Genomic DNA, 18513 nt, shown 5'->3' on the forward strand with positions numbered 1-18513 from the left:
GAACCCCGGCCGAGCCGGGAACCGCGCCGGATTCACCGCTCCGGGTCGACCGTCGTGATCGTCGGCGGTGCGGAATTGTCGGTGCCCGCCGGCAAAATGAAAGCAGGGGTCCCCTGGCGGGGACCCCTGCGTAGCGCGGCCGTCGGCCGGGCGGGTGGTGCGGTGGTGCGGGTTGAGCGGTCAGCCGCCGTTGTTCGCGCGGTACGGCTGGGCGCGGTACGTGCGGGGGGTGTTGGAGGTGATGCGCAGCACCGAGTCGTACAGCGTGCGGCCGAGGGCGGCGCGGGCGCGGAGGGCGGGGTGGGTGGCGCTGTAGTTGTCCGCGTTGGCCGCCTGGTCGCCGCTGAACTGACCCGACGCGAACAGCGCGTACGTGATCATCGGCTTGCCGGCGGCGTCGAACACGATGCCCGCCTCGTTGCGGCCGTCCTCGAACCAGCCCGCCTTCGTCGCCACGTTCAGCCGTTCCGCGGACGACAGGTTGAGCCTGATCCCGTCCGTGAACGACGTCAGCGACCGCAGCACGTTCAACAGGTGCCGGGTCGACGCCGCCGACAGCAGTTCACCCGCCGCCAGCTTGCGCAGCAGCGTGAACGTCTCCCGGGGCGTGGTGGTGCCGAGGAAGAACCGGTTCGGGTTGGCGACCGGCACGACCTGCGTGTTCACGAAACCCTTGGCACGCAGGATCTCGTTCAGCTCCAGCGCGGGCACGACGAGCCCGCACAGCCGCACCGCGGTGTTGTCCGACACCGTGAGCAGCGCGGCCAGGGCGTGCCCGACGGTGATCGAACTCGGGTACGCGCCGTCGAGCGCGAAGATCCCGTCGGTGTCCTGGATCACGATCGCCTGGGTGACGTCCACGCGCTGGTCGAGCGTGATCAGGCCCCGGTCGACCTTGTCCAGCACGGCCACCGCGACCGCGATCTTGTTCACGCTGTACGCCTCGACGACGCGGTCCGCCTCGGCCTCGACGGCGGGCTTGATCACGCCGTCCGGGTCGGCCACGCCGATGTACGACGACCACGTGCCGCCGGCGCGCGACACCAGCGCCGAGTACTTCCACGCGATCTTGCGACGGGCCAGGTCGGCCGTCGTCGGGATCAGCGCGTCCCACTCCGCCTCGGTGGTCTGCGCCTGGGCCGTTCCAGCCGTGGCGCCCAGCACGGCGGTCGCCGCCGCTGCCGAGCCCAGTCCCAGCGCGAACCTGCGGTTGATGTTCATGTGCCCCCAATCAGTGGATACACCCATACGACGCCTCGAATGCCTCTGGCGTTGCGCCGATCCGGTGAATTCGATCTAACCAGCGGTAACCTGCCGGGGTGGGACTAGGGGTATTCCTCATCACGGGGGCTAGCCGGGGCATCGGCGCCGCGACCGCCCGGCTGGCCGCCGAGGCCGGATATCGGCTGGTCCTGGCGTCCCGGGACGTCTCGTCGACGGCCGAGCTCGCGGCCCGGCTCGGCGGCCCCGACCGGGTGTGGGTGGCCTCGTGCGACGTGCGGGAGTTCGACCGGCTCGCGGCCCTGATGGGGCGGGTCGAGGAGGAGTGGGGCAGCCTCGACGTGGTGTTCGCCAACGCGGGCACCAGCGTGACCACCTCGTTCACCTCGACCGACGGCGCGCCGCCCGCCGAGTGGAGCGACATGGTGCTGACCAACGTGTGCGGGCCCGCGTTCACCGCGCGTGCGGCGATGCCCGCGTTGATGCGCCACGGCGGGCACCTGGTGCTGACCGGGTCGGCGGCCGAGCGGGGCGTGCGGCCGGGGAACCTCTACTCGGCCACGAAGTGGGCGGTGACGGGGTTGGCGCAGGCCATCCGCGCCGAGTGCGTCGGCACGGGCGTCCGCGTCACGCTCGTGCGGCCCGGCCTGACCGACACGGGCGGCATCCCGCCGTCACGCATGGCCGACCCGAAGCTCGCCCCCGAGGACGTGGCGCGCGCCGTGCTGTACGCGGTGAGCCAGCCGCCGACGGTGGACGTCAACGAGATCCTGGTGCGCCCGGTGGGTCAGGACACCTACCGGTGAGCCTCGACCCCACCTCCCGCAACGCCGCCAACAGTCCCGGTGACGCGTCGAGGGTGTAGTCGGGCGCAACGTCGTGGTGGAAGCGCCGGAGGAGCTGCCGGCCACGCTGAAGGTCACCGGACAGTCCTAATCAGACGGTCGGTCGACCCGTGATCGGTCGACCCGTGATCGGCTGTCGACGAACCACCCGTCGGCGAGCATCCCCACCAGCACCATGTCGTGGTGCGCGCCGGCGGAGAACTCGTGGTCGCGCAACCGCCCCTCGACCTGGAAGCCGAGTTTGCGGTGCAGGGCAAGGGAAGGCTCGTTGAACGCGTACACGCCCGCCTCGCACTTGTGGTAGCGGCGTTCGCCGAACATGAAGTCCAGCAACAGACCCACCGCCTCCGCCGCGTACCCCCGCCGCTGGTACTCGTGGCCGATGCCGATGCCGATGCCGATGCCGATGCCGATCCCGTAGCCGAACCGGCCGGCCCGCTGGTCGACGCCGTGCGTGGTCAGACTGCCGACCACGGCGCCGTCGGCCTCGATCGCGAGGAACAGCACGTCGCCCTCCGGCACGGCGGTGGCCTGCTTGGCCGTCCACTCGCGGTGCCCGGCGGCGGAACGGGGTGGCTCGATCCGGTCGACCGAGCGCATGTCCTCGGAGTGCTCGCCGAACCGCATGAACGCCTGCCAGTCGTCCGGCTCGACACCCCGCAACCGCACCGCGGACCCCACCCAGACCGATGTCATGGAAGGCAGCGAAGCAGACGCGACGGGTCCGGCGCAGGTGGTTTCCGCGAGGTGGTCGACCGGTGGCGGACTTTCGTGGGAGCCCGCCACCGGTCGGCCGGTCAGCCCTTGGTGCAGGACTGCCCGTTCAGCCGGAAGTCGGTCGGCTCACCCGAACCCGACCCCGAGGAGTTGAAACCGATGTCGACCGAACCGCCCGACGGCACCTTGCCGTTCCACGACGCGTTGGTCGCGCTGGTCGCCTGGCCCGACTGGGCCCACGTCGCCGACCAACCCTGCGTGATCCTGTGCGTGCCCGGCATGGTGAACTCCAGCTTCCACGCCGACCACGCCTGACGGCTCGTGTTCGTCACAGTGATGTTCGCCGACATGCCGGTGGGCCAGGACGCGGCCCGCCACGCCACCTTGCACGAGCCGGCCACCGGCGCGGCGACCTTCTCCGCCGCCCAGTTGGAGATCCACGCGAACGCGGAGTTCCAGTTGACCGCGACCTCGTTCAGCGAGTACGCGTCGATGTGGTCCACGAAGCACTTCTGCGGTTTGCAGCCCTGGAGCAGACGCGCGGCGACCGGGTCCTGCAGCGCGCTGTTCGGACCACCCGACAGCACACCCGGAGGCGCGGTCGGCAGGGTCGGCTCCAGCTGGTTCGCCCAGTGCCGGTGGTGCACGTTCTTCACCGGCTGCTCGCCGTAACCCGTGACGTACGAGTACGACGTCGGGTTGCGGCCCAACAGGTAGTGCAGACCCTGGAACACGCCCTCGCGGTACTTGGCCGCGCCGGTGAAGTCGTGCGCCAGCGCCAACACCGCGATGTTGTTCGCGACCTGGCCGTTCGAGCCCCAGGCGTAGCCCTCCAGCGGCCGGTGCGGCGCGGGGTAGCCCTGCGTCGCCATCTGCGACAGGTGCGAGTCCGCGACCGACGTGAACACCGACTTGATCGCCGAGACGTCCGCGGCCGGCAGGCCGTTGGGCACCAACGCCAGCGTGATGTCGCCCAGCGGACCCGTGGAACCCCAGTCGAAGCCGCGCGTGTTCAGGCTCGCGCCCTTGAAGTGCGGCGACGACGTCACGTCGGCGCGGTAGGCCGCCTCACCGGTCGTGGCGAACAGCTCCGCCGCAGCCCAGTAGAACTCATCGGTCAGCGTCGCGTCGCTGTACGCGCCGCCGCCGGTGCCGTCGTTCGGGTCGGCGATCTTGTCCGGGTTCGCCTTCGCCGCCGCGTACGCCCTGGTGGCCGCCGTGAGCGCCTTCGCCGAGAACGCCGGGTCGATCGTCTTCCAGATGCGCGCCGACTGCGCCGCCACCGCCGCCGTGTTCAGCGTCGCGGCCGTGCTCGTCGCGGACAACCGGCGGGGCTGGCTGTCCTCGTGCGGCAGGGTCGGCAGACCGGTCCAGTTCGCGTCGTGGATCTTGTGGTGCACCATGCCGCCGGGCGCCTGCATCTTCAGCAGGAACTCGACCTCCCAGCGCGCCTCGTCCAGGATGTCCGGCACGCCGTTCGCCTTCTCCGGGATGGCCAGCTTGCCGTCGCCCAACGCGGCCGCGTCGCCGATCAGCTTCGCGCGCTCGTAGGTGTTGAGCACCTGCCACGCCGAGATGCCGCCGTTGACGACGTACTTGCCGTGGTCGCCCGCGTCGTACCAGCCGCCGCGCACGTCCAGCGTGTAACCGCACTGCACGCCGGTGAGGCAGGGGACGTTGTCGTCACCCTGGTTCGGCGCGACGTTGAGGTGCCCGGCCGGACGCGCGTACGTCTCGCCCACGTACTGCGCCTCGATCTCGATGCCGCTGCGCTGGTGGTAGAAGAACGCCAGCGAGTCGTACCGCAGCTTCTTGATCGCGTCGGTGGCGATGTCGAACGGGTAGCTCGTCTCCGTGCCGACGGTCAGCGTGTAGCCGGTGCCCGCGGTGTCGAACGACGAGAAGTCGATCAGGTGCGTGGAGTCGCCCGACTCGGCGTCCGCGCCCTTCGGCGTGGTCTGACCGGTGGCCACCGTGGTGCCCGCCGAGTTCTTCAACGTCCACGTCTGCGGCGTGGTCGCGTCGGAGGTCAGGGTCGCGTTCTTGGGCAGGCCCGGCACGTAGCCGACCTGGTCGACGTTCACCTTCTTCGCCGGCACGCTCGGGTCGCCGCCTGGCGGCTTCACCCCGCCGATCAGCGACACGTTGTCCACGCACACCGTGGTGTCGGCAGCCTGCGCGCCCAGGTGGAAGGTCACCTGACCGACGCCCGCGTCCGGGAAGTCCAGCGCCGAGGTGAACGTGAAGCTGAAGCGCTGCTTGGTCGTGGTCAGCTCGACGTCGTGCTTCGCGATCTGCCGGTACGGGTCCACGCCCTCACCGGCGACGGCCGCCACCGGGCGGGCCACCGAGGCGTAGGCGTCGAAGGACATCGTGTACGACTGGCCCGCCTCGAACGGCACGCCGTTCTGACCGATGAGGGCGTCCCACGGGTTGGCCGTGCCGCCGGTGACCGTCGCGCACAGCTCGCCGTTCACGACCCGGTTCGACACGCCCGCGCTCGCCCACCACGGGTCCGCCGAGCCGCTGGCGAAAGTGCCGTTGATCAGGCGCTCGTAGTCGGCCGCGTGGGCCGTTCCGGATGCCAACGCGCCGCCGACCGCGACTAATGCGAGGGCTGCGGTGGCCCGGCGGCGCCACCGGGGAGAAGGAAGCGATCTCATGGACTTGTGTCTCCTCCGTCTGCTCTGACGGTTGACAACGTCTCTGGGAACGCTCCCTGGGAGCGCTCCCAGAGACTCTAGGGTGACTCGCCGCACATTCACAAGACCACATTTGACCTCCAGTTAAGTCGAGGTCACAGGCTGTCACGTGTTGGCGGCGACCTCGGGGGGATGCGATGCGCGCGGTGTGGTTGACGGCGTTCGGCGGGCCGGAAGTGCTGGTCAGCGGGGATGCGCAGGAGCCGGTTGCCGGACCCGGGCAGGTCGTGGTGGACGTCGCCTACGCGGGCGGCACGTTCGTCGAGACGCAGTTCCGGCGTGCCGGCGTCGGTTCGTTCAAGCTTCGGCCGCCCGCCATTCCGGGCAACGGCGTCGTCGTGTCGGTCGGGGCCGACGTGGACCCCGCGATCGGCCAACGGTTCCCGCTGGAACGGGCCGCCGACGCGCACGCCGCCATCGAGGCCCGTGCGACGGTCGGCAAGACGTTGCTGGAGGTGCGGTGATGGACGTCGGGATCACGTTGCCGGGCTTCGGGCTCGACCCGATCGAGTACGCGCAGCACGCCGAGGGGCTGGGACTGGAGTCGGTGTGGCACGGCGACCACCTGATTCCCGTGAACCCTTTCCTGGACGCGACCCTGGTGCTGGCGACAGCGGCGGCTGCCACGACGCGGATCAAACTCGGGTTCGGCGTGATGGTGCTCCCGTTGCGGCCGGTGGCGTGGGCGGCGAAGCAGATCGCCACGTTGCAGCACCTGTCGGGGGAGCGGGTGTTGCTAGGCGTCGGCAGTGGGGGTGACGCGCACGGCGAGGCGGCTTGGCGTGCGGTGGACGTGCCGTTCGCGGAGCGGGGGCAGCGGACCGACACGTCCTTGTCCGTGCTGCCGGATCTGGTGCGGGGCAAGGCGGTGCCTCTGCACGGCGCCGACGTGGTCCTGTCACCGGGCGCCGCGATGCCGCCGGTGTTGATCGGTGGCGGTGGCGCGGTCGCGCTACGGCGGGCCGCACGCTTCGGCGACCACTGGTACCCCGCTTTCGTGCCGCTGCGGGCGGTGGCTTCGGGCGTGGCGCGTTTGGCGGAACTCGCGGAGGAGTACGGCCGCCCGCCGTGCGGCGTGACCGTCGGCGTGAGCGTGGCGTTGGGCGACGTGCCCGATTCCGTGGTGGAACACCGAATCCGTTCGATGACCGATTACGGGATGAGCGAGGAACAGGCCCGCGAGGTGGTCGTCACCGGATCGGTCTCCCAGGCCCGAGAGCACTTCGCAAGGCTGGCCGAGGCAGGCGCGAACCGCGTCGTCGCAATGCCCTTCACCGATGACCGCTTCCGCCAGGCAGAGCTCGTGGCGCAGTCCGCCACCCTCGGATAACCTGACATTCCCGCTGGTGACCGGCCCGCCGACCGACCTCGAAGATCACTCGAACGAGCGATGAATGCGTCAACGAGAAACTTCCAGCACACCATTGACGTTGCCGGGTTAGAAGGAGGCGGCATGGGCGGCGAGGGCACCGCAGACAAGGCAGGGAAGGCACAGTAGGCAAGGCAGGCGGCGCTGGCAGAGCAGGCTTGGCAGGGCAGACAGGCGGCAAGGCAGGGCAGGCGGCGCGGGTGGAGCAGACCGCGCGGGCAGACTGGCAGGGCAGGCGGCGCCGGCAGCAAGGCAAGACAGGGCTGGCCGGGCAGGCAGGGCAGGGTCGGTGCGATGCGCCGGGTGGCCGTGGGGTGGTGCGGCTACCGTGGCGGGGTGACCGAGCGGATTCTGCGGGCCAATGGGGTCGACCTGTGTGTGGAGACCTTCGGGTCGCCGGCCGATCCGGCGGTGCTGCTGATCGCGGGGGCGTCCGGGTCGATGCTGTCGTGGGGCGACGAGTTCTGCGTGCGGCTGGCGGCGGCGGCGCGGTACGTGATCCGGTATGACCATCGGGACACCGGGCGGTCGGTGACGTATCCGCCGGGGGAGCCGGGGTACGAGTTCCTGGACCTGGTGGCGGACGCGGTCGGGGTGTTGGACGCCTTGGCGGTGTCGCAGGCGCATGTGGTCGGGATTTCCATGGGTGGTGGGATCGCGCAGCTGGTGGCGCTCGACTTCGCGGATCGGGTGGTGTCGCTGACATTGATCTCGACCAGTCCTGCCGGGCCGGGCGAGCCGGATCTGCCGCCCATGTCGCCTGCGCTGGTGGAGTACTTCGCGGGCGGTGGGATGTCTGCGCCGGATTGGGGCGATCGGGACGCGGTGGTCGAGTACCTGGTGGCGGCGGAGCGGCCGTTCGCTGGGGCGCGGCCGGTGGATGTGGGGGCGGCTCGTGAAGTTGCGGGGCGGGTTTTTGATCGGGCTGTGAACATCGCGTCCAGTGGCAACCACTTCCGGGTGGGGGGCGGGGAGTCTTGGCGGGGGCGGCTGGCTTCGACCAAGGTGCCGACGTTGGTCGTGCACGGGGACGTTGATCCGCTTGTTCCGTTGGGTCACGCGGAAGCCATGGTGCGTGAGGTGCCTGGTGCGCGGTTGGTCGTGCTTGAGGACACCGGTCATGAGTTGCCGTCCGGGGTTTGGGATGTGGTGATCTCGGCCCTCGTGGAGCACACCGGCGGCGAGGGGCGTGTTGGGGCGCCGGGGCGGGCGGAGGTGTTGGATCGGATTCGGCGGTTGGGGGAGTTCGACATGTCCGCGGCGTTCGAACGGCTCTACGCCGCCGCGTCACGTGGTGAGGTCGAAGTGCCGTGGGCGCGGGACGAGCCGCATCAGTTGATCCTTGAGCGCTTTAAGGACGTTGACGGTGCGGGGAAGCGTGCGCTTGTTGTCGGTGCGGGATACGGGCAGGACGCGGGATTCCTGGCGGGCCTGGGGTTTGACACGATCGGGTTCGATATTTCACCTACGGCGGTGGCGGTCGCGCGGGAGCGGTTTCCGGCTGCTCGGTTCCTGGTCGCTGATCTGCTGGACCCGCCCAGTGAGTGGTGGGGTGCGTTCGACCTCGTGGTGGAGGTGCTGATCGCTCAGTCCCTGCCCGCTGCCGTCCGGGCGACCGGGATCGCGCACACGCGTCGGTTCGTGGCGCCAGGCGGCACGTTGGTCGTGCTCGCCTCGGCCCGTGACGACGACGAGACCGTGGAAGGCCCGCCGTGGCCGTTGGTGCGCGCGGAGGTCGAGTCGTACGCCGACGACGACCTCCGCGCGGTGCTCGTGGACCGCACCGGCAATCGGTGGTGGGCCGAGTTCCGCCGTGATCAGCGGTAAGGCAGCCGGATTTCGCTGCGATCAGCGGTGAGGCAGGGGTCAGCGGGGGGCGGTGTAGCCCTCGTTCACCACGCGGACGGCCATGGCGGTGTACACCTCGGGGTCGTCGGGCGCCCACGTGGCCAGGCCGTCCACGTAGCGGTTGAGCATGCAGAACATCGCGGCGATCAGCACGGTGTCGTGCACCTCCACGTCGTCGGCGCCGGCCTCCTTCGCCTTCGCCACCTGCTCGGACGTCACCGCCCGCCCGCTCTCCGCGACCGCCGTCGCGATGTCGAGCAGCGCCATCAGCTTCGGCGTGTGCACGTGGTCCTCGGGCAGCTGCGCGGCGGCGAACGCGGCGTGCGACGACGCGCAGAACTTGCAGCTGTTCAACTCGGACACGTGCGCGGCGATCAGCTCCCGCTCACCACGGGACAGCCCGCTCGGCCCGCGCAGCAGGACCTCGGCCAGCTCGCTCAGGGGTTTCCCGGTCTCGGGGCGGTAAGCCAGGAGTCCGGCGATACCGGGTAGCGGGTTGTCCAACTCGATGTGCGGCATGGCGATCAGTGTCCGTGACCGGTGAACACCCTGGCTGCTGGTGAATGGACCAAGCGGTTGACCCGTGCGGCGGTATCAACTCCTGTCAACTCCACCGCACGGCACTACCGTGTGGATGTGGATCTGTTCTCACGCTCTTGGACGGCGTTGCGCACGGCGGTCGCCGAACTCCCGGACGAGGACTTCGCGCGGCCGTCCGGCTGCACCGGCTGGCACGTGCGGGACCTGGTGTGCCACCTGATCATCGACGCCCAGGACGTCCTGATCACCCTCGTGACCCCCGCCGAGACCGAACCGACCCGGGACGCGATCACCTACTGGAACGTCGCCGAAACACCCCCGACCGGCGACGACCCGCTCGACGCGCTGACCGTCCGGCTGGCCGCCGCCTACGAGGAGCCGCGGCTGCTGAAGTTCCACCTCGACGACGTCGGCTCCGCAGCCGGTCGTGCCGCCGCACTCGCCGACCCCGCGATCCGCGTCAGCACACGCGACGAGGTCCTCACCGCGGGCGACTACCTCGACGCGTACGTCCTGGAATGGACGTTGCACCACCTCGACCTGATCGCGCACCTCCCCGACGCGCCGGAACCGCCCGCCGCAGGCCTCACCCGGTCACGCGGGATGCTGGAGAAGATCGCCGGGGCCGCGTTCCCCGAGTCGTTCTCCGACAAGGACGCCCTGCTGGTCGGCACCGGGCGACGTGCGCCGACCGACGCGGAGCAGGCCGAACTGGGTGAACTGAGAGCGAAACTCCCGCTCGTCCTCCGCTGATCCGCTGACTCGCTGACCCGCTGGTCCGCTGATCAGCCAAGGACGCGAAGGAGCTTCGAGTTCACCCTTGACTGGTGTAGACCATTTCCGGTTGAGTGGCCCACATCACGTCCGAGGGCGCTCGAACGGAAAGAGTGATCTTGTGTCGAGATTCCGCGTAGTGGCGGCGATCGCCGCTTTCGTGGTCGGGGCGGCACTGACAGCCGTCGTGGCCAACACCGCCTCCGCCGCCGCCTGCGCGTCCGCGTGGACCTCGTCGGCCGTCTACACCAACGGCATGACGGCGTCCCACGCCGGCCGCAACTGGCAGGCCAAGTGGTGGACCCAGAACGAGACACCGGGTTCGGCCGAGGTCTGGGCCGATCAGGGTGTCTGCGGCGGCGGCACCACGCCTCCGCCGGCCTGCGACCACCCCGCGTGGGTGCAGGGCCAGTGGTACACCGCCGGCAGCATCGTGCGCTACACCGACGGCAAGTACTACATCGCCGAGCACGACAACCCGGGCTACGACCCGACCGTCAGCACCTGGTACTGGGAGCCCTACAACTGCGGCTCCACCCCGACCACCACGACCAGTCCTCCGGCGACGGGCGGTTTCGTGGTGAGCCAGGCGCAGTTCCAGCAGATGTTCCCGAACAGGAACCCGTTCTACACCTACGCCGGGCTCACGGCCGCGCTGAGCGCGTACCCGGGATTCGCCAAGACCGGCACGGACACCGTCCGCAAGCAGGAGGCGGCGGCTTTCCTGGCCAACGCCAACCACGAGACCGGCGGCCTGGTGCACATCGTCGAGCAGAACCAGGCGAACTACCCGCACTACTGCGACGCGGGCCAACCGTACGGCTGTCCCGCCGGTCAGGCGGCCTACTACGGCCGCGGTCCCATCCAGCTCAGCTGGAACTTCAACTACAAGGCGGCGGGCGACGCGCTGGGTTTGCCACTGCTGACCAACCCGTGGCTGGTGCAGAACGACGCCTCGGTGGCCTGGAAGACCGCTCTCTGGTACTGGAACACCCAGTCCGGCCCCGGCGCGATGACCCCGCACAACGCGATGGTCAACGGGCACGGCTTCGGCCAGACGATCCGCAGCATCAACGGGTCGCTGGAGTGCGACGGGCGCAACCCGGCGCAGGTGCAGAGCCGCGTCGACGCCTACCAGCGGTTCGTGGGCATCCTCGGCGTGCCCGCGGGCACGAACCTGCACTGCTGACAGGGAAAAGACGGGGAGGGGCCGTGCGCCGCCACGGTCCCTCCCCGCCGCTCATCGGGCCAAGTGCGCGAGAACGGTCCACCCGAACGAATCCGGGCGACTCGACCCACGGCACGTGGCCAGGTTGCGCCGGTACTCCTCGCGCCAGTCCTGCCCCAGTTCGGCTGCCCACAACACGCGGCCGTCGTCCACGATGGCCTTGTGCTCTTCCATTCCGCCAGTGTCAGCCGACCACGCGGCGGATCACGCTGATGGGACCGATCGAGTCGATGTCGGCGATCTTCACCGGAACGCCCTCGGTCGACGCGTGCACCGCGCGCACGTTGTCCACGGCCATCGCGACGTGCGACTGGCCGGAGTAGTAGATGATCAGGTCGCCGGGCTGGACCTGTGCTCTCGTCACGGCCCGGCCCACGGTGGCCTGCACGTAGGTGGTGCGCCCGATGGTCACGCCGGCCGCGCGGTAGGCGGCCTGGGTGAGGCTGGAGCAGTCCCACGAGTTCGGGCCGTTGGAGCCGAACACGTAAGGCTTCCCGCGTTGTCCGAGGGCGAACTGGAGTGCCGCGCCGGCTGCGCCCGCGGGTACGGCGACGGCCGACGTGTCGCCGGGCGCGGCGAGCACCGCCTTGTCGGTCGAGCTGAGCGAGCGGTACTGCGCCCGCGCGTCCGAGACCTGCCGGTCCATCGCCGTCTTGCGGTCGGCGAGGTCGGTGACCAGCTGTTGCGCCTCGCCGGCGGCGGTGACCGCGCGCTGCTGGGCGTCCTGTGCGTCGGCGGTGGCCTGCTCGGCGGTGTCCACGGCGACGGACAGGCGGTTCAACGCCTCCTCGTTGTCCGCGGCGAGCACGCCCAGCGCGCTCATCCGGTTCAGGAAGTCCTGTTGCGAGTCGCTGACCAGCAGCGCGGACAGCTGGGTGAACCGGGCGCCCTCGAACGACGCCTCGGTGAGCACGTCGACCTGGCCGCGGAACGCTTCCTGGTCGGCTCTGGCCTGGTCGCCGACCGCGGTGGCGCCGGCCAGGTCGGCGTTCGCGCGGTCCAGTTCGCCTTGCTTGGCCTTGAGGTCGTCCTGGGCCTTCAGGTGCTCCTCGTGCAGCCGTTCGGCCTCGCGCGCCAGCCCTTCGTACGTCGCCAGCGCGTCCGACGCGTTGGGCTGCGCGACCGCCGGCGTGGGCACGGTCAGCAGCGCCACGACGGCCGCGGCCAGTGCGGTGGAACGCCTACCGGGATGTCCGTTCACAGTGAGGGCTACGTGCGCCTGGACCGGTCGGTTCAGCTCCTTGACCCGGATGACGTTCCCGATTATGGTCTAGACCACGTCGCGTTGGGTGACACCCTGTTCGCGATACGTCACGAAAACGCGTGATCCGGCCGCCGCTGAAATCGACCCTGCCAGGGGGACCCACCGTCGGGTCCCCTGTCGAAGGAGCTGGACACATGAGCCTGAAACGCAAGCTCGCGGCGGTTCTCGCCGGCGTGGGCATCGCACCGTTCATCGTCGTGGTGTCAGCGGGAACGGCGAGCGCGCACGGCTACATCTCGTCGCCGCCCAGCCGGCAGGCGATGTGCGCGCAGGGCCGCGTCTCGAACTGCGGACCGATCATCTACGAGCCCCAGAGCGTGGAAGGCCCGAAGGGCCAACGCAACTGCCACGCCGGGTTGAGCCAGTTCGCCCAGCTCGACGACGACAGTCGGGCGTGGCCCGCCACCTCGGCGGGCAACAGCGTGACGTTCAACTGGACGCTCACCGCCCGGCACGCCACCAGCACGTGGGAGTACTACGTCGGCGGCACCAGGATCGCCGTGGTCGACGACGGCGGCCGGCAGCCCGGGGCCACCGTGTCGCACAACGTGAGCCTGGGCGGTCGCACCGGCCGGATCAAGCTGCTGGCCATCTGGAACATCGTCGACACGCCCATGGCGTTCTACTCGTGCGTCGACCTCCAGGTCGGCTCCGGTGGCGGGAACCCGACGACCACGACCACCCCGCCGACCACCACCACGCGGCCCACGACGACCACGACCGCGCCCCCGGTGGGCGGCACGTGGGCGGCCAACACCGCCTACCCGGTCGGCTCGCAGGTCACCTACGGTGGCGCGAGCTACCGCTGCACCCAGGCCCACACGTCCCTCGTGGGCTGGGAGCCGCCGAACACGCCGGCCCTGTGGCAGCGGCTCTGATCACAGTGCTCCTGGCCGAGGCCGGATGACACACCGCCCGTCCGCGCCCGCCCTGTCACGGCGCGGGCGGGCCTTCCGGCGAAGGAGGAATCCCTTGCGACGCCTCACGGCCCTGGTGGCCGGACTGCTCGTGTTGGCAGGCTGCGGCTCCGGTGGTCCGGCTCCCGCGGCCGCACCACCGCCCGCGTCGACCGTCGTGGAGAGCGACGAGTTCAACGCGACCGACGTGATGTTCCTGCAGATGTCCGTGCCGCACCACAAGGCAGGCCTGGAGATCGTGCGCCTGGCCGAGGATCGCGCGGTGCGCGCGGACGTGAAGACCCTCGCGGCGGCCATCGAGGTCACCCAGCTGTCCGAAGTGGACTTGATGACGAGGTGGCTGGCCGACTGGGAGCAGCCCGAGACCGCGGGCGACAACCCGCAGCTGCACGCCGGTCACGGAGGCGACCACTCGACCAGCCCGGAGGCCATCGCGGAACTCGCCGCGACCGGCTCCGGCGAGTTCGAGAAGGCGTTCCTGAACCTGCTCATCGCCCACCAGCACAACGCGGTGGCGATCGCGAAGCTGGAGAAGGAGGGCGGCGTCAACCCGCAGGCAAAGGACCTGGCGGAGCGGATTTTCCAGTCCCGCACCGCCCAGATCGCGCAGCTGCTCGGCTACCTGGACTAGAAGTCGAGCCGCAGCCCGCTGGTGAAGCGGCGGTGCTCGCCGGTCACCGGGTCGGTGAACGCGAGCACCTTCGCCAGCAGCTGGAGCGGGTCGGTGAAATCGTCCAGCGGCTTCTCGTGCAGGACCGGGTAGAAGTCGTCGTGCCGGATCGGCACGCCCAGCGAGGCCATGTGCAGGCGGAGCTGGTGCGTGCGGCCGGTGGCGGGCACCAGCCGGTACCGGCCCCACCCGTCGCGGTGCTCGACCAGTTCGACCAGCGTCTCGGCGTTGGGCGGCCCCGGCACCTCCTGCGCGGTGATGACGCCTTTGACCTTGACGATCCGGCTGCTCACTCGCGTGGGCAGGGTCAACGCCGGGGCGTAGGGCGCGATCGCCTCGTACTCCTTGTGCACCAAGCGGTCCTTGAACAACGTCTGGTACTTGCCGCGCAGACCCGGGTCCGCCACGAACATGACCAGCCCGGCGGTGACCCGGTCCAACCGGTGCGCCGGGATCAGGTGCGGCAGCCCGAGATCACGGCGGAGCCGGACGAGCGCCGTCTCCACGATGTGCCTGCCGCGCGGGATGGTGGCCAGGAAGTGCGGTTTGTCGACCACCACGATGGCGTCGTCGCGGTGCACGACCCCGATCTCGAACGGCACCGCGACCTCGTCGGGCAGGTCCCGGTGGAACCACACCGACGTGCCGGGCGCGAACGCCGCGTCCGGCGCGATCGGCCCGGCGAGGTCGAAGACGCGGCCTTCGGCGAGCATGAGGTCGATCCGCTCGGGCGCGACCCTCGGCAACCGCTCGACCAGGTGATCGCGAACAGTCGCCCACGGCCCGTCGTCGGGCAGCCGCAGACGTGCCGGGTCGAGGCCGTGGCGCTGGTCGAGCGGCGGCCGGAGCTTGCGCCTCATCGCCCGGCAGCATACGCGGCGCCCACCCGGCCGACGGCCACGCTTCGCAGCCGTCCCCTCCAGGGGACCCCTGTCTTCATTCTGCCGGCAGGGCACGACAATTTCGGGGCGCTCAGGTGCGGCTTGTGGACAACTGCGCCGCCGGGTGGGTGAGGGGCGCCGCGTGCGCGGGGAAGCCTTTCACGATGAGCAGGACTCCCAGAGCGATCTCGAAGAGGCCGCCGGGAACGGAGAGCGCCACGCCCACGCCGTAGCCGAGCACTTCGAGCGCGGCCCCCACCAGGAACACGGCGTAACCGGCCATGCCCCACACCGCCAGGAAGCGGGGGACCAGTCGCGCCCGGAACAGGACCCGGCAGAACAGCACGCCGACGGTGCCCACCGACATCATTGCGATCTGGTAGCTGTAGTGGTTGCCGAGCGGCATCAGGAGGAGCAGGAAAACGACGCCGACGGCCAGCATCACCGCTTCGACCGCTCGGCCGATCAGGTAAGCGTGGGCGGTGACCTCGTCGTGCGGCTTCAGGACGGGGAACACCAGCACTCCGATGGCGGCGACGACGGCTGAGTCGACCAACATCAGCAGCGCCCCCACCTCCGACACGCCGATCAGCGCCTCGCCCGCGATGTACACGACGAACGCCAGCAGGAACAACGCGCCCACGGCCCGTCCGATGGCTCTCGACGACATGGCTCTATCCCTCCGTCACAGGTGGCGGGCCTGTTCCCGTACTAAGTAAGGCGCACGGTAGCGTACTAAGTACGGACGTGTCACCAGGGAGGTCGGATGTCGAAGCAGGTCGACCGATCGGCGGGCCGCGCCCCGCTCAGCCGGGACCGGGTCCTGCGCGCCGCCGTCGCGATCGCCGACGCCGGGGGAGTCGGTGCGCTGACCATGCGCTCGCTCGCCGACGAACTCGACGTCAAGCCGATGTCGCTCTACCACCACGTCGCCAACAAGGACGAGATCCTGGACGGCATCGTCGATCTCGTCTTCAGCCGGATCGAACTGCCGTCACCCGGCCGCGAGTGGCGCCACGAGATGCACCGGCGCGCGACCTCCGCCCGTGACGTGCTCAGGCGTCACCCGTGGGCGATCGGGCTGCTGGAGTCCCGGACGGCCCCCGGCCCCGCGACCCTGCGGCACCACGACGCGACCATCGGCACCCTGCGCCGCGCGGGCTTCTCCGTCGAGATGACCGCCCACGCCTACGCCCTGCTCGACAGCTACGTGTACGGGTTCGCCGTCCAGGAGGCCGCGCTTCCCTTCCACAGCCCCGACACCGCCGCCGAGGTGACCGAGGAGATCATGCGCCACCTCTCCCCGGACGACTACCCCCACCTCGCCGAGATGGCCACCGCGCACGTGCTCCAACCCGGCACCGACTTCGCCGACGAGTTCGAGTTCGGGCTCGGCGTGATCCTCGACGCCCTCGCCGGGTGGCTTCCCGACGACGACGGCGGCGGCGGACGCGTCAGGCCTGGTTCTTGAACTCCACCCGGTACCCCAGCGCGCCGAACATGCCGGTCAGCATCTTGCGGGTGTTGTCCTCGGCGCGTTGCACCAGCCCGGACTCCCGGGCCGCGTCCGCGATCTTCTGCTCGGCCGCCACGTAGAACGGCTGCTGGTCCTGCGTCTCCACCAGCGACGCCAACCGGTCGAACAGCCCGCGTTCCTGCTCGAACACGTAGCACCGCTCCTGGTCCAGGTTCGGCTTGTCCAACTTGGCCCCCGGCAACGCCAACTCCACCAGCCGGGCCTCACCGGACGCGGCCGTCGGCGACACCTTGATCGCGTCCTCGGCCAACCCGCCGAAGTCGACGTAGGCGTTCACCGTCCCCGCCGCCACGAACAACGTCCGCTGCCCGGCCAACACCGCCGGCACGTACCGGACGTCGCGCTCGATGTCGAGCACCACCTGGAAGTCGCCGGCCGAAGCGTGGTACTGGCTCAGATCCCGCAACGACTTCAACAACGCCGGCTGGCTCCGATCGACGGTGTCGCTGCCGGGCAACCCGAATCGCGGTACCACCAACACCGCCGCCACCACCCCGGCGACCACGACCAGCACCGCCACCGCCACACCGATGCGCCACCTCATGGCACCAACGTACCCAAACCCCCTACCAGGGAATCCGTTTCCCATCGCGGAAGAATCCGCCGGTCGGACCGTCGTCGGGCAATGTCGCCGCCCACACCACGCCGGCCGCGCCCTGCTTCACCGGCCTCCCGCCCGCGCCGCCCATGTCCGTGGCGACCCACCCGGGGCACACCGCGTTCACCAGGATGCCCGGCAGTTCGGCGGCCAACATCAACGTCAACGCGTTCAACGCCGCCTTCGACGTCCCGTAAGCCGGTGTCCCACCGCCCATCGACGCCAACGACCCGGCCTCGCTCGACACGTTCACCACCCGAGAGTGCCGCCCGGCCCGCAGCAGCGGCAGCAACGCCGACACCATCCGCCACGGCCCGTAGAAGTTGGTGTCCATCGCCTCCCGCACCACCCGAAGGTCGGCCGACGACGCGCGTTGCCACGAGTCGTAGTGGATGGCCGCGTTGTTCACCAGCACGTCCAGCCGCCCGTACCGCTCGGACAGGTACTCGGCCAGCACCGCCACCGACGCGTCATCGGTCACGTCCAGCTGGTGGTGATCGACGCCCAACCGCTCGGCCGCCGACTTGGCCTTCGCCGCGTCACGCGCGGTCAGCACGACGACGTGCCCCCGCGCGGCCAGCTGACGGCACACCTCCCGCCCGATGCCCCGGTTCCCACCCGTCACGACCGCCACCGGCGCGTCCGCCATACCGCCCCTCCCGAAGCCGAATGACGCCATTGTCCGCCGCCGGGCGGACGAGTGCAGCAACCGGTTCCCACTAGGTCAAGTGCGACCCTCGTCCAGCAGCGCGCGCAGCCGGGTGCCGTCCCCGACCACCGCCACCACGTGCCGGTCGTGCTCGCCGCGCAACCGCGCCGCCCGCGCCAGACCGTCCGCATAGGACAGTGCGGTGGACGCGTGCGAGTTCTCCACCAGGTCGTGCACGGACTCCGATCGGCTGGGGTAGCCGGACAGGCCGCCGGGTCCCGTGATCACGGGACCCGGTGCGCGGACAGCCCTGGGGAGGATGGTGGTGTCGGTCATAGGGCCATTCCTGGCGCTCGAATGCCCTTGCGGCAACCGGGATGAGGCGAACGTGCCCGACGCTCCGCAGCCGGTTCAAGAGAGTTGACACGTTTCACGCGAACGAGATCCCGGCTGCCACACGGACGTGTGTGTGTCGTTCCGGAAAATCGGGGAACCAGCGCACCTCAGCGTCGCGTGATGGCGTTGTTCCACGTCAAAGGGCGGTTGTGCGGGCGAGAAGCGCAGGTGAGCCGCCCCTGGGCGGCCCCCGAACGGGTCGGCGGGCGTCGCGCACCACCGGTCGCGCCCCACGGGTGTTAGCTTCGGATCGCCGGGACGTGACCGCGTCCGTTCGCCGGAAACGCCGTGTCGATCACCCTCGCTCCCCGCGTCGTCCTCACCGGAACCCGGTCGGAGTTTCGCACCTGTGGAGGA

Annotated in this window: 19 protein-coding genes and 1 pseudogene; 9 read left to right on the forward strand and 11 right to left on the reverse strand. The window is 70.2% G+C overall.

The genetic code is table 11. From position 1 onward, the window contains the following. Positions 1-180 precede the first annotated feature (180 nt). Positions 181-1221, reverse strand: a complete 1041-nt coding sequence (locus ALI22I_RS16915; RefSeq protein WP_143532243.1) for a serine hydrolase — start codon at positions 1219-1221, stop codon at positions 181-183. Between the two features lie 98 nt (positions 1222-1319). Here ALI22I_RS16915 and ALI22I_RS16920 point away from each other — a divergent pair, with 98 nt between their 5' ends. After that, positions 1320-2027 (forward strand): SDR family oxidoreductase, encoded by a 708-nt coding sequence (locus ALI22I_RS16920; RefSeq protein WP_077006458.1) that lies wholly within the window; start codon positions 1320-1322, stop codon positions 2025-2027. Between the two features lie 126 nt (positions 2028-2153). On the opposite strand, the gene ALI22I_RS16925 is transcribed toward ALI22I_RS16920, so the two are convergent. Both ALI22I_RS16925 and ALI22I_RS16930 read right to left on the reverse strand, forming a co-directional pair. Beyond that, entirely contained in the window at positions 2154-2762 is a 609-nt protein-coding gene (locus tag ALI22I_RS16925; protein ID WP_077006459.1) for a GNAT family N-acetyltransferase, read from the reverse strand. Between the two features lie 101 nt (positions 2763-2863). Beyond that, positions 2864-5446 (reverse strand): glycoside hydrolase family 9 protein, encoded by a 2583-nt coding sequence (locus ALI22I_RS16930; protein WP_077006460.1) that lies wholly within the window; start codon positions 5444-5446, stop codon positions 2864-2866. A 176-nt stretch (positions 5447-5622) separates the two neighbouring features. Between ALI22I_RS16930 and ALI22I_RS16935 the strand changes: the two genes are divergently transcribed. The 3 genes from ALI22I_RS16935 to ALI22I_RS53725 all read left to right on the forward strand — a co-directional run bounded on the left by ALI22I_RS16935 (position 5623) and on the right by ALI22I_RS53725 (position 8681). Then, positions 5623-5949: a zinc-binding dehydrogenase gene (locus tag ALI22I_RS16935; RefSeq protein WP_077006461.1), complete on the forward strand. Its 327-nt coding sequence runs from the start codon at positions 5623-5625 to the stop codon at positions 5947-5949. Further along, the gene (locus ALI22I_RS16940) at positions 5949-6815 is read left to right on the forward strand and encodes an LLM class flavin-dependent oxidoreductase (RefSeq protein ID WP_077006462.1); all 867 of its coding nucleotides are present in this window, start codon (positions 5949-5951) and stop codon (positions 6813-6815) included. The genes ALI22I_RS16935 and ALI22I_RS16940 overlap by 1 nt, the downstream gene beginning before the upstream one ends. Before the next feature lie 375 nt (positions 6816-7190). Continuing rightward, entirely contained in the window at positions 7191-8681 is a 1491-nt protein-coding gene (locus tag ALI22I_RS53725) for an alpha/beta fold hydrolase (RefSeq protein WP_077006463.1), read from the forward strand. A gap of 39 nt (positions 8682-8720) precedes the next feature. On the opposite strand, the gene ALI22I_RS16950 is transcribed toward ALI22I_RS53725, so the two are convergent. Continuing rightward, complete coding sequence (locus tag ALI22I_RS16950) at positions 8721-9221, reverse strand: carboxymuconolactone decarboxylase family protein (protein ID WP_077006464.1); 501 nt, start codon at positions 9219-9221, stop codon at positions 8721-8723. Positions 9222-9338: 117 nt separating this feature from the next. Between ALI22I_RS16950 and ALI22I_RS16955 the strand changes: the two genes are divergently transcribed. After that, a complete protein-coding gene (locus ALI22I_RS16955) occupies positions 9339-9995 on the forward strand; it encodes a maleylpyruvate isomerase N-terminal domain-containing protein (RefSeq protein ID WP_077006465.1) in 657 nt (218 codons plus the stop codon). A 142-nt stretch (positions 9996-10137) separates the two neighbouring features. Beyond that, on the forward strand, positions 10138-11205 hold the full coding sequence (locus tag ALI22I_RS16960) for a glycoside hydrolase family 19 protein (RefSeq protein ID WP_077006466.1): 1068 nt from the start codon (positions 10138-10140) through the stop codon (positions 11203-11205). A 51-nt stretch (positions 11206-11256) separates the two neighbouring features. Here ALI22I_RS16960 and ALI22I_RS50900 read toward each other — a convergent pair whose 3' ends face one another. Beyond that, positions 11257-11418: a hypothetical protein gene (locus tag ALI22I_RS50900; protein ID WP_179118256.1), complete on the reverse strand. Its 162-nt coding sequence runs from the start codon at positions 11416-11418 to the stop codon at positions 11257-11259. A 10-nt stretch (positions 11419-11428) separates the two neighbouring features. Further along, on the reverse strand, positions 11429-12445 hold the full coding sequence (locus ALI22I_RS16965; protein ID WP_143532244.1) for a C40 family peptidase: 1017 nt from the start codon (positions 12443-12445) through the stop codon (positions 11429-11431). Between the two features lie 197 nt (positions 12446-12642). Between ALI22I_RS16965 and ALI22I_RS16970 the strand changes: the two genes are divergently transcribed. Together ALI22I_RS16970 and ALI22I_RS16975 are read left to right on the forward strand one after the other, a co-directional pair. Further along, positions 12643-13386 carry a lytic polysaccharide monooxygenase gene (locus ALI22I_RS16970; protein ID WP_077006468.1) on the forward strand — a complete coding sequence of 248 codons (744 nt, stop codon included), beginning with the start codon at positions 12643-12645 and terminating at the stop codon, positions 13384-13386. A 94-nt stretch (positions 13387-13480) separates the two neighbouring features. Beyond that, the gene (locus ALI22I_RS16975) at positions 13481-14056 is read left to right on the forward strand and encodes a DUF305 domain-containing protein (protein ID WP_238598406.1); all 576 of its coding nucleotides are present in this window, start codon (positions 13481-13483) and stop codon (positions 14054-14056) included. Here ALI22I_RS16975 and ALI22I_RS16980 read toward each other — a convergent pair. Next, positions 14053-14955, reverse strand: coding sequence for an RluA family pseudouridine synthase (locus tag ALI22I_RS16980; protein WP_077006470.1), 903 nt, complete (start codon positions 14953-14955; stop codon positions 14053-14055). The genes ALI22I_RS16975 and ALI22I_RS16980 overlap by 4 nt on opposite strands. Before the next feature lie 112 nt (positions 14956-15067). Then, the gene (locus ALI22I_RS16985) at positions 15068-15646 is read right to left on the reverse strand and encodes a DUF4386 domain-containing protein (protein WP_077006471.1); all 579 of its coding nucleotides are present in this window, start codon (positions 15644-15646) and stop codon (positions 15068-15070) included. A gap of 96 nt (positions 15647-15742) precedes the next feature. Here ALI22I_RS16985 and ALI22I_RS16990 point away from each other — a divergent pair, with 96 nt between their 5' ends. Continuing rightward, positions 15743-16447 (forward strand): TetR/AcrR family transcriptional regulator, encoded by a 705-nt coding sequence (locus tag ALI22I_RS16990; RefSeq protein ID WP_077006472.1) that lies wholly within the window; start codon positions 15743-15745, stop codon positions 16445-16447. On the opposite strand, the gene ALI22I_RS16995 is transcribed toward ALI22I_RS16990, so the two are convergent. From ALI22I_RS16995 to ALI22I_RS49265, 3 genes and pseudogenes are all read right to left on the reverse strand, one after another. Continuing rightward, positions 16431-17057 (reverse strand): DUF4230 domain-containing protein, encoded by a 627-nt coding sequence (locus ALI22I_RS16995; RefSeq protein WP_077006473.1) that lies wholly within the window; start codon positions 17055-17057, stop codon positions 16431-16433. The two genes, ALI22I_RS16990 and ALI22I_RS16995, sit on opposite strands and share 17 nt — an antisense overlap. A gap of 22 nt (positions 17058-17079) precedes the next feature. Continuing rightward, complete coding sequence (locus ALI22I_RS17000) at positions 17080-17760, reverse strand: SDR family oxidoreductase (protein WP_077006474.1); 681 nt, start codon at positions 17758-17760, stop codon at positions 17080-17082. Between the two features lie 114 nt (positions 17761-17874). Then, a pseudogene (locus tag ALI22I_RS49265) lies at positions 17875-18030 on the reverse strand (1-deoxy-D-xylulose-5-phosphate synthase N-terminal domain-containing protein); the annotation flags it as partial. Positions 18031-18513: the final 483 nt, after the last annotated feature.

This window comes from Saccharothrix sp. ALI-22-I (genome assembly GCF_001984175.1).
Taxonomy (GTDB): domain Bacteria; phylum Actinomycetota; class Actinomycetes; order Mycobacteriales; family Pseudonocardiaceae; genus Actinosynnema.

Bases quoted from the DNA above. Each gene is read 5' to 3' on its own strand.
- ALI22I_RS16925 (WP_077006459.1), bottom strand. From the start codon at position 2,762: ATGACATCGGTCTGGGTGGGGTCCGCGGTGCGGTTGCGGGGTGTCGAG.
- ALI22I_RS50900 (WP_179118256.1), bottom strand. From the start codon at position 11,418: ATGGAAGAGCACAAGGCCATCGTGGACGACGGCCGCGTGTTGTGGGCA.
- ALI22I_RS16930 (WP_077006460.1), bottom strand. From the start codon at position 5,446: ATGAGATCGCTTCCTTCTCCCCGGTGGCGCCGCCGGGCCACCGCAGCC.
- ALI22I_RS16980 (WP_077006470.1), bottom strand. From the start codon at position 14,955: ATGAGGCGCAAGCTCCGGCCGCCGCTCGACCAGCGCCACGGCCTCGAC.
- ALI22I_RS16970 (WP_077006468.1), top strand. From the start codon at position 12,643: ATGAGCCTGAAACGCAAGCTCGCGGCGGTTCTCGCCGGCGTGGGCATC.
- ALI22I_RS16985 (WP_077006471.1), bottom strand. From the start codon at position 15,646: ATGTCGTCGAGAGCCATCGGACGGGCCGTGGGCGCGTTGTTCCTGCTG.
- ALI22I_RS17000 (WP_077006474.1), bottom strand. From the start codon at position 17,760: ATGGCGGACGCGCCGGTGGCGGTCGTGACGGGTGGGAACCGGGGCATC.
- ALI22I_RS16935 (WP_077006461.1), top strand. From the start codon at position 5,623: ATGCGCGCGGTGTGGTTGACGGCGTTCGGCGGGCCGGAAGTGCTGGTC.
- ALI22I_RS16940 (WP_077006462.1), top strand. From the start codon at position 5,949: ATGGACGTCGGGATCACGTTGCCGGGCTTCGGGCTCGACCCGATCGAG.
- ALI22I_RS16995 (WP_077006473.1), bottom strand. From the start codon at position 17,057: ATGAGGTGGCGCATCGGTGTGGCGGTGGCGGTGCTGGTCGTGGTCGCC.
- ALI22I_RS16915 (WP_143532243.1), bottom strand. From the start codon at position 1,221: ATGAACATCAACCGCAGGTTCGCGCTGGGACTGGGCTCGGCAGCGGCG.
- ALI22I_RS16950 (WP_077006464.1), bottom strand. From the start codon at position 9,221: ATGCCGCACATCGAGTTGGACAACCCGCTACCCGGTATCGCCGGACTC.
- ALI22I_RS16990 (WP_077006472.1), top strand. From the start codon at position 15,743: ATGTCGAAGCAGGTCGACCGATCGGCGGGCCGCGCCCCGCTCAGCCGG.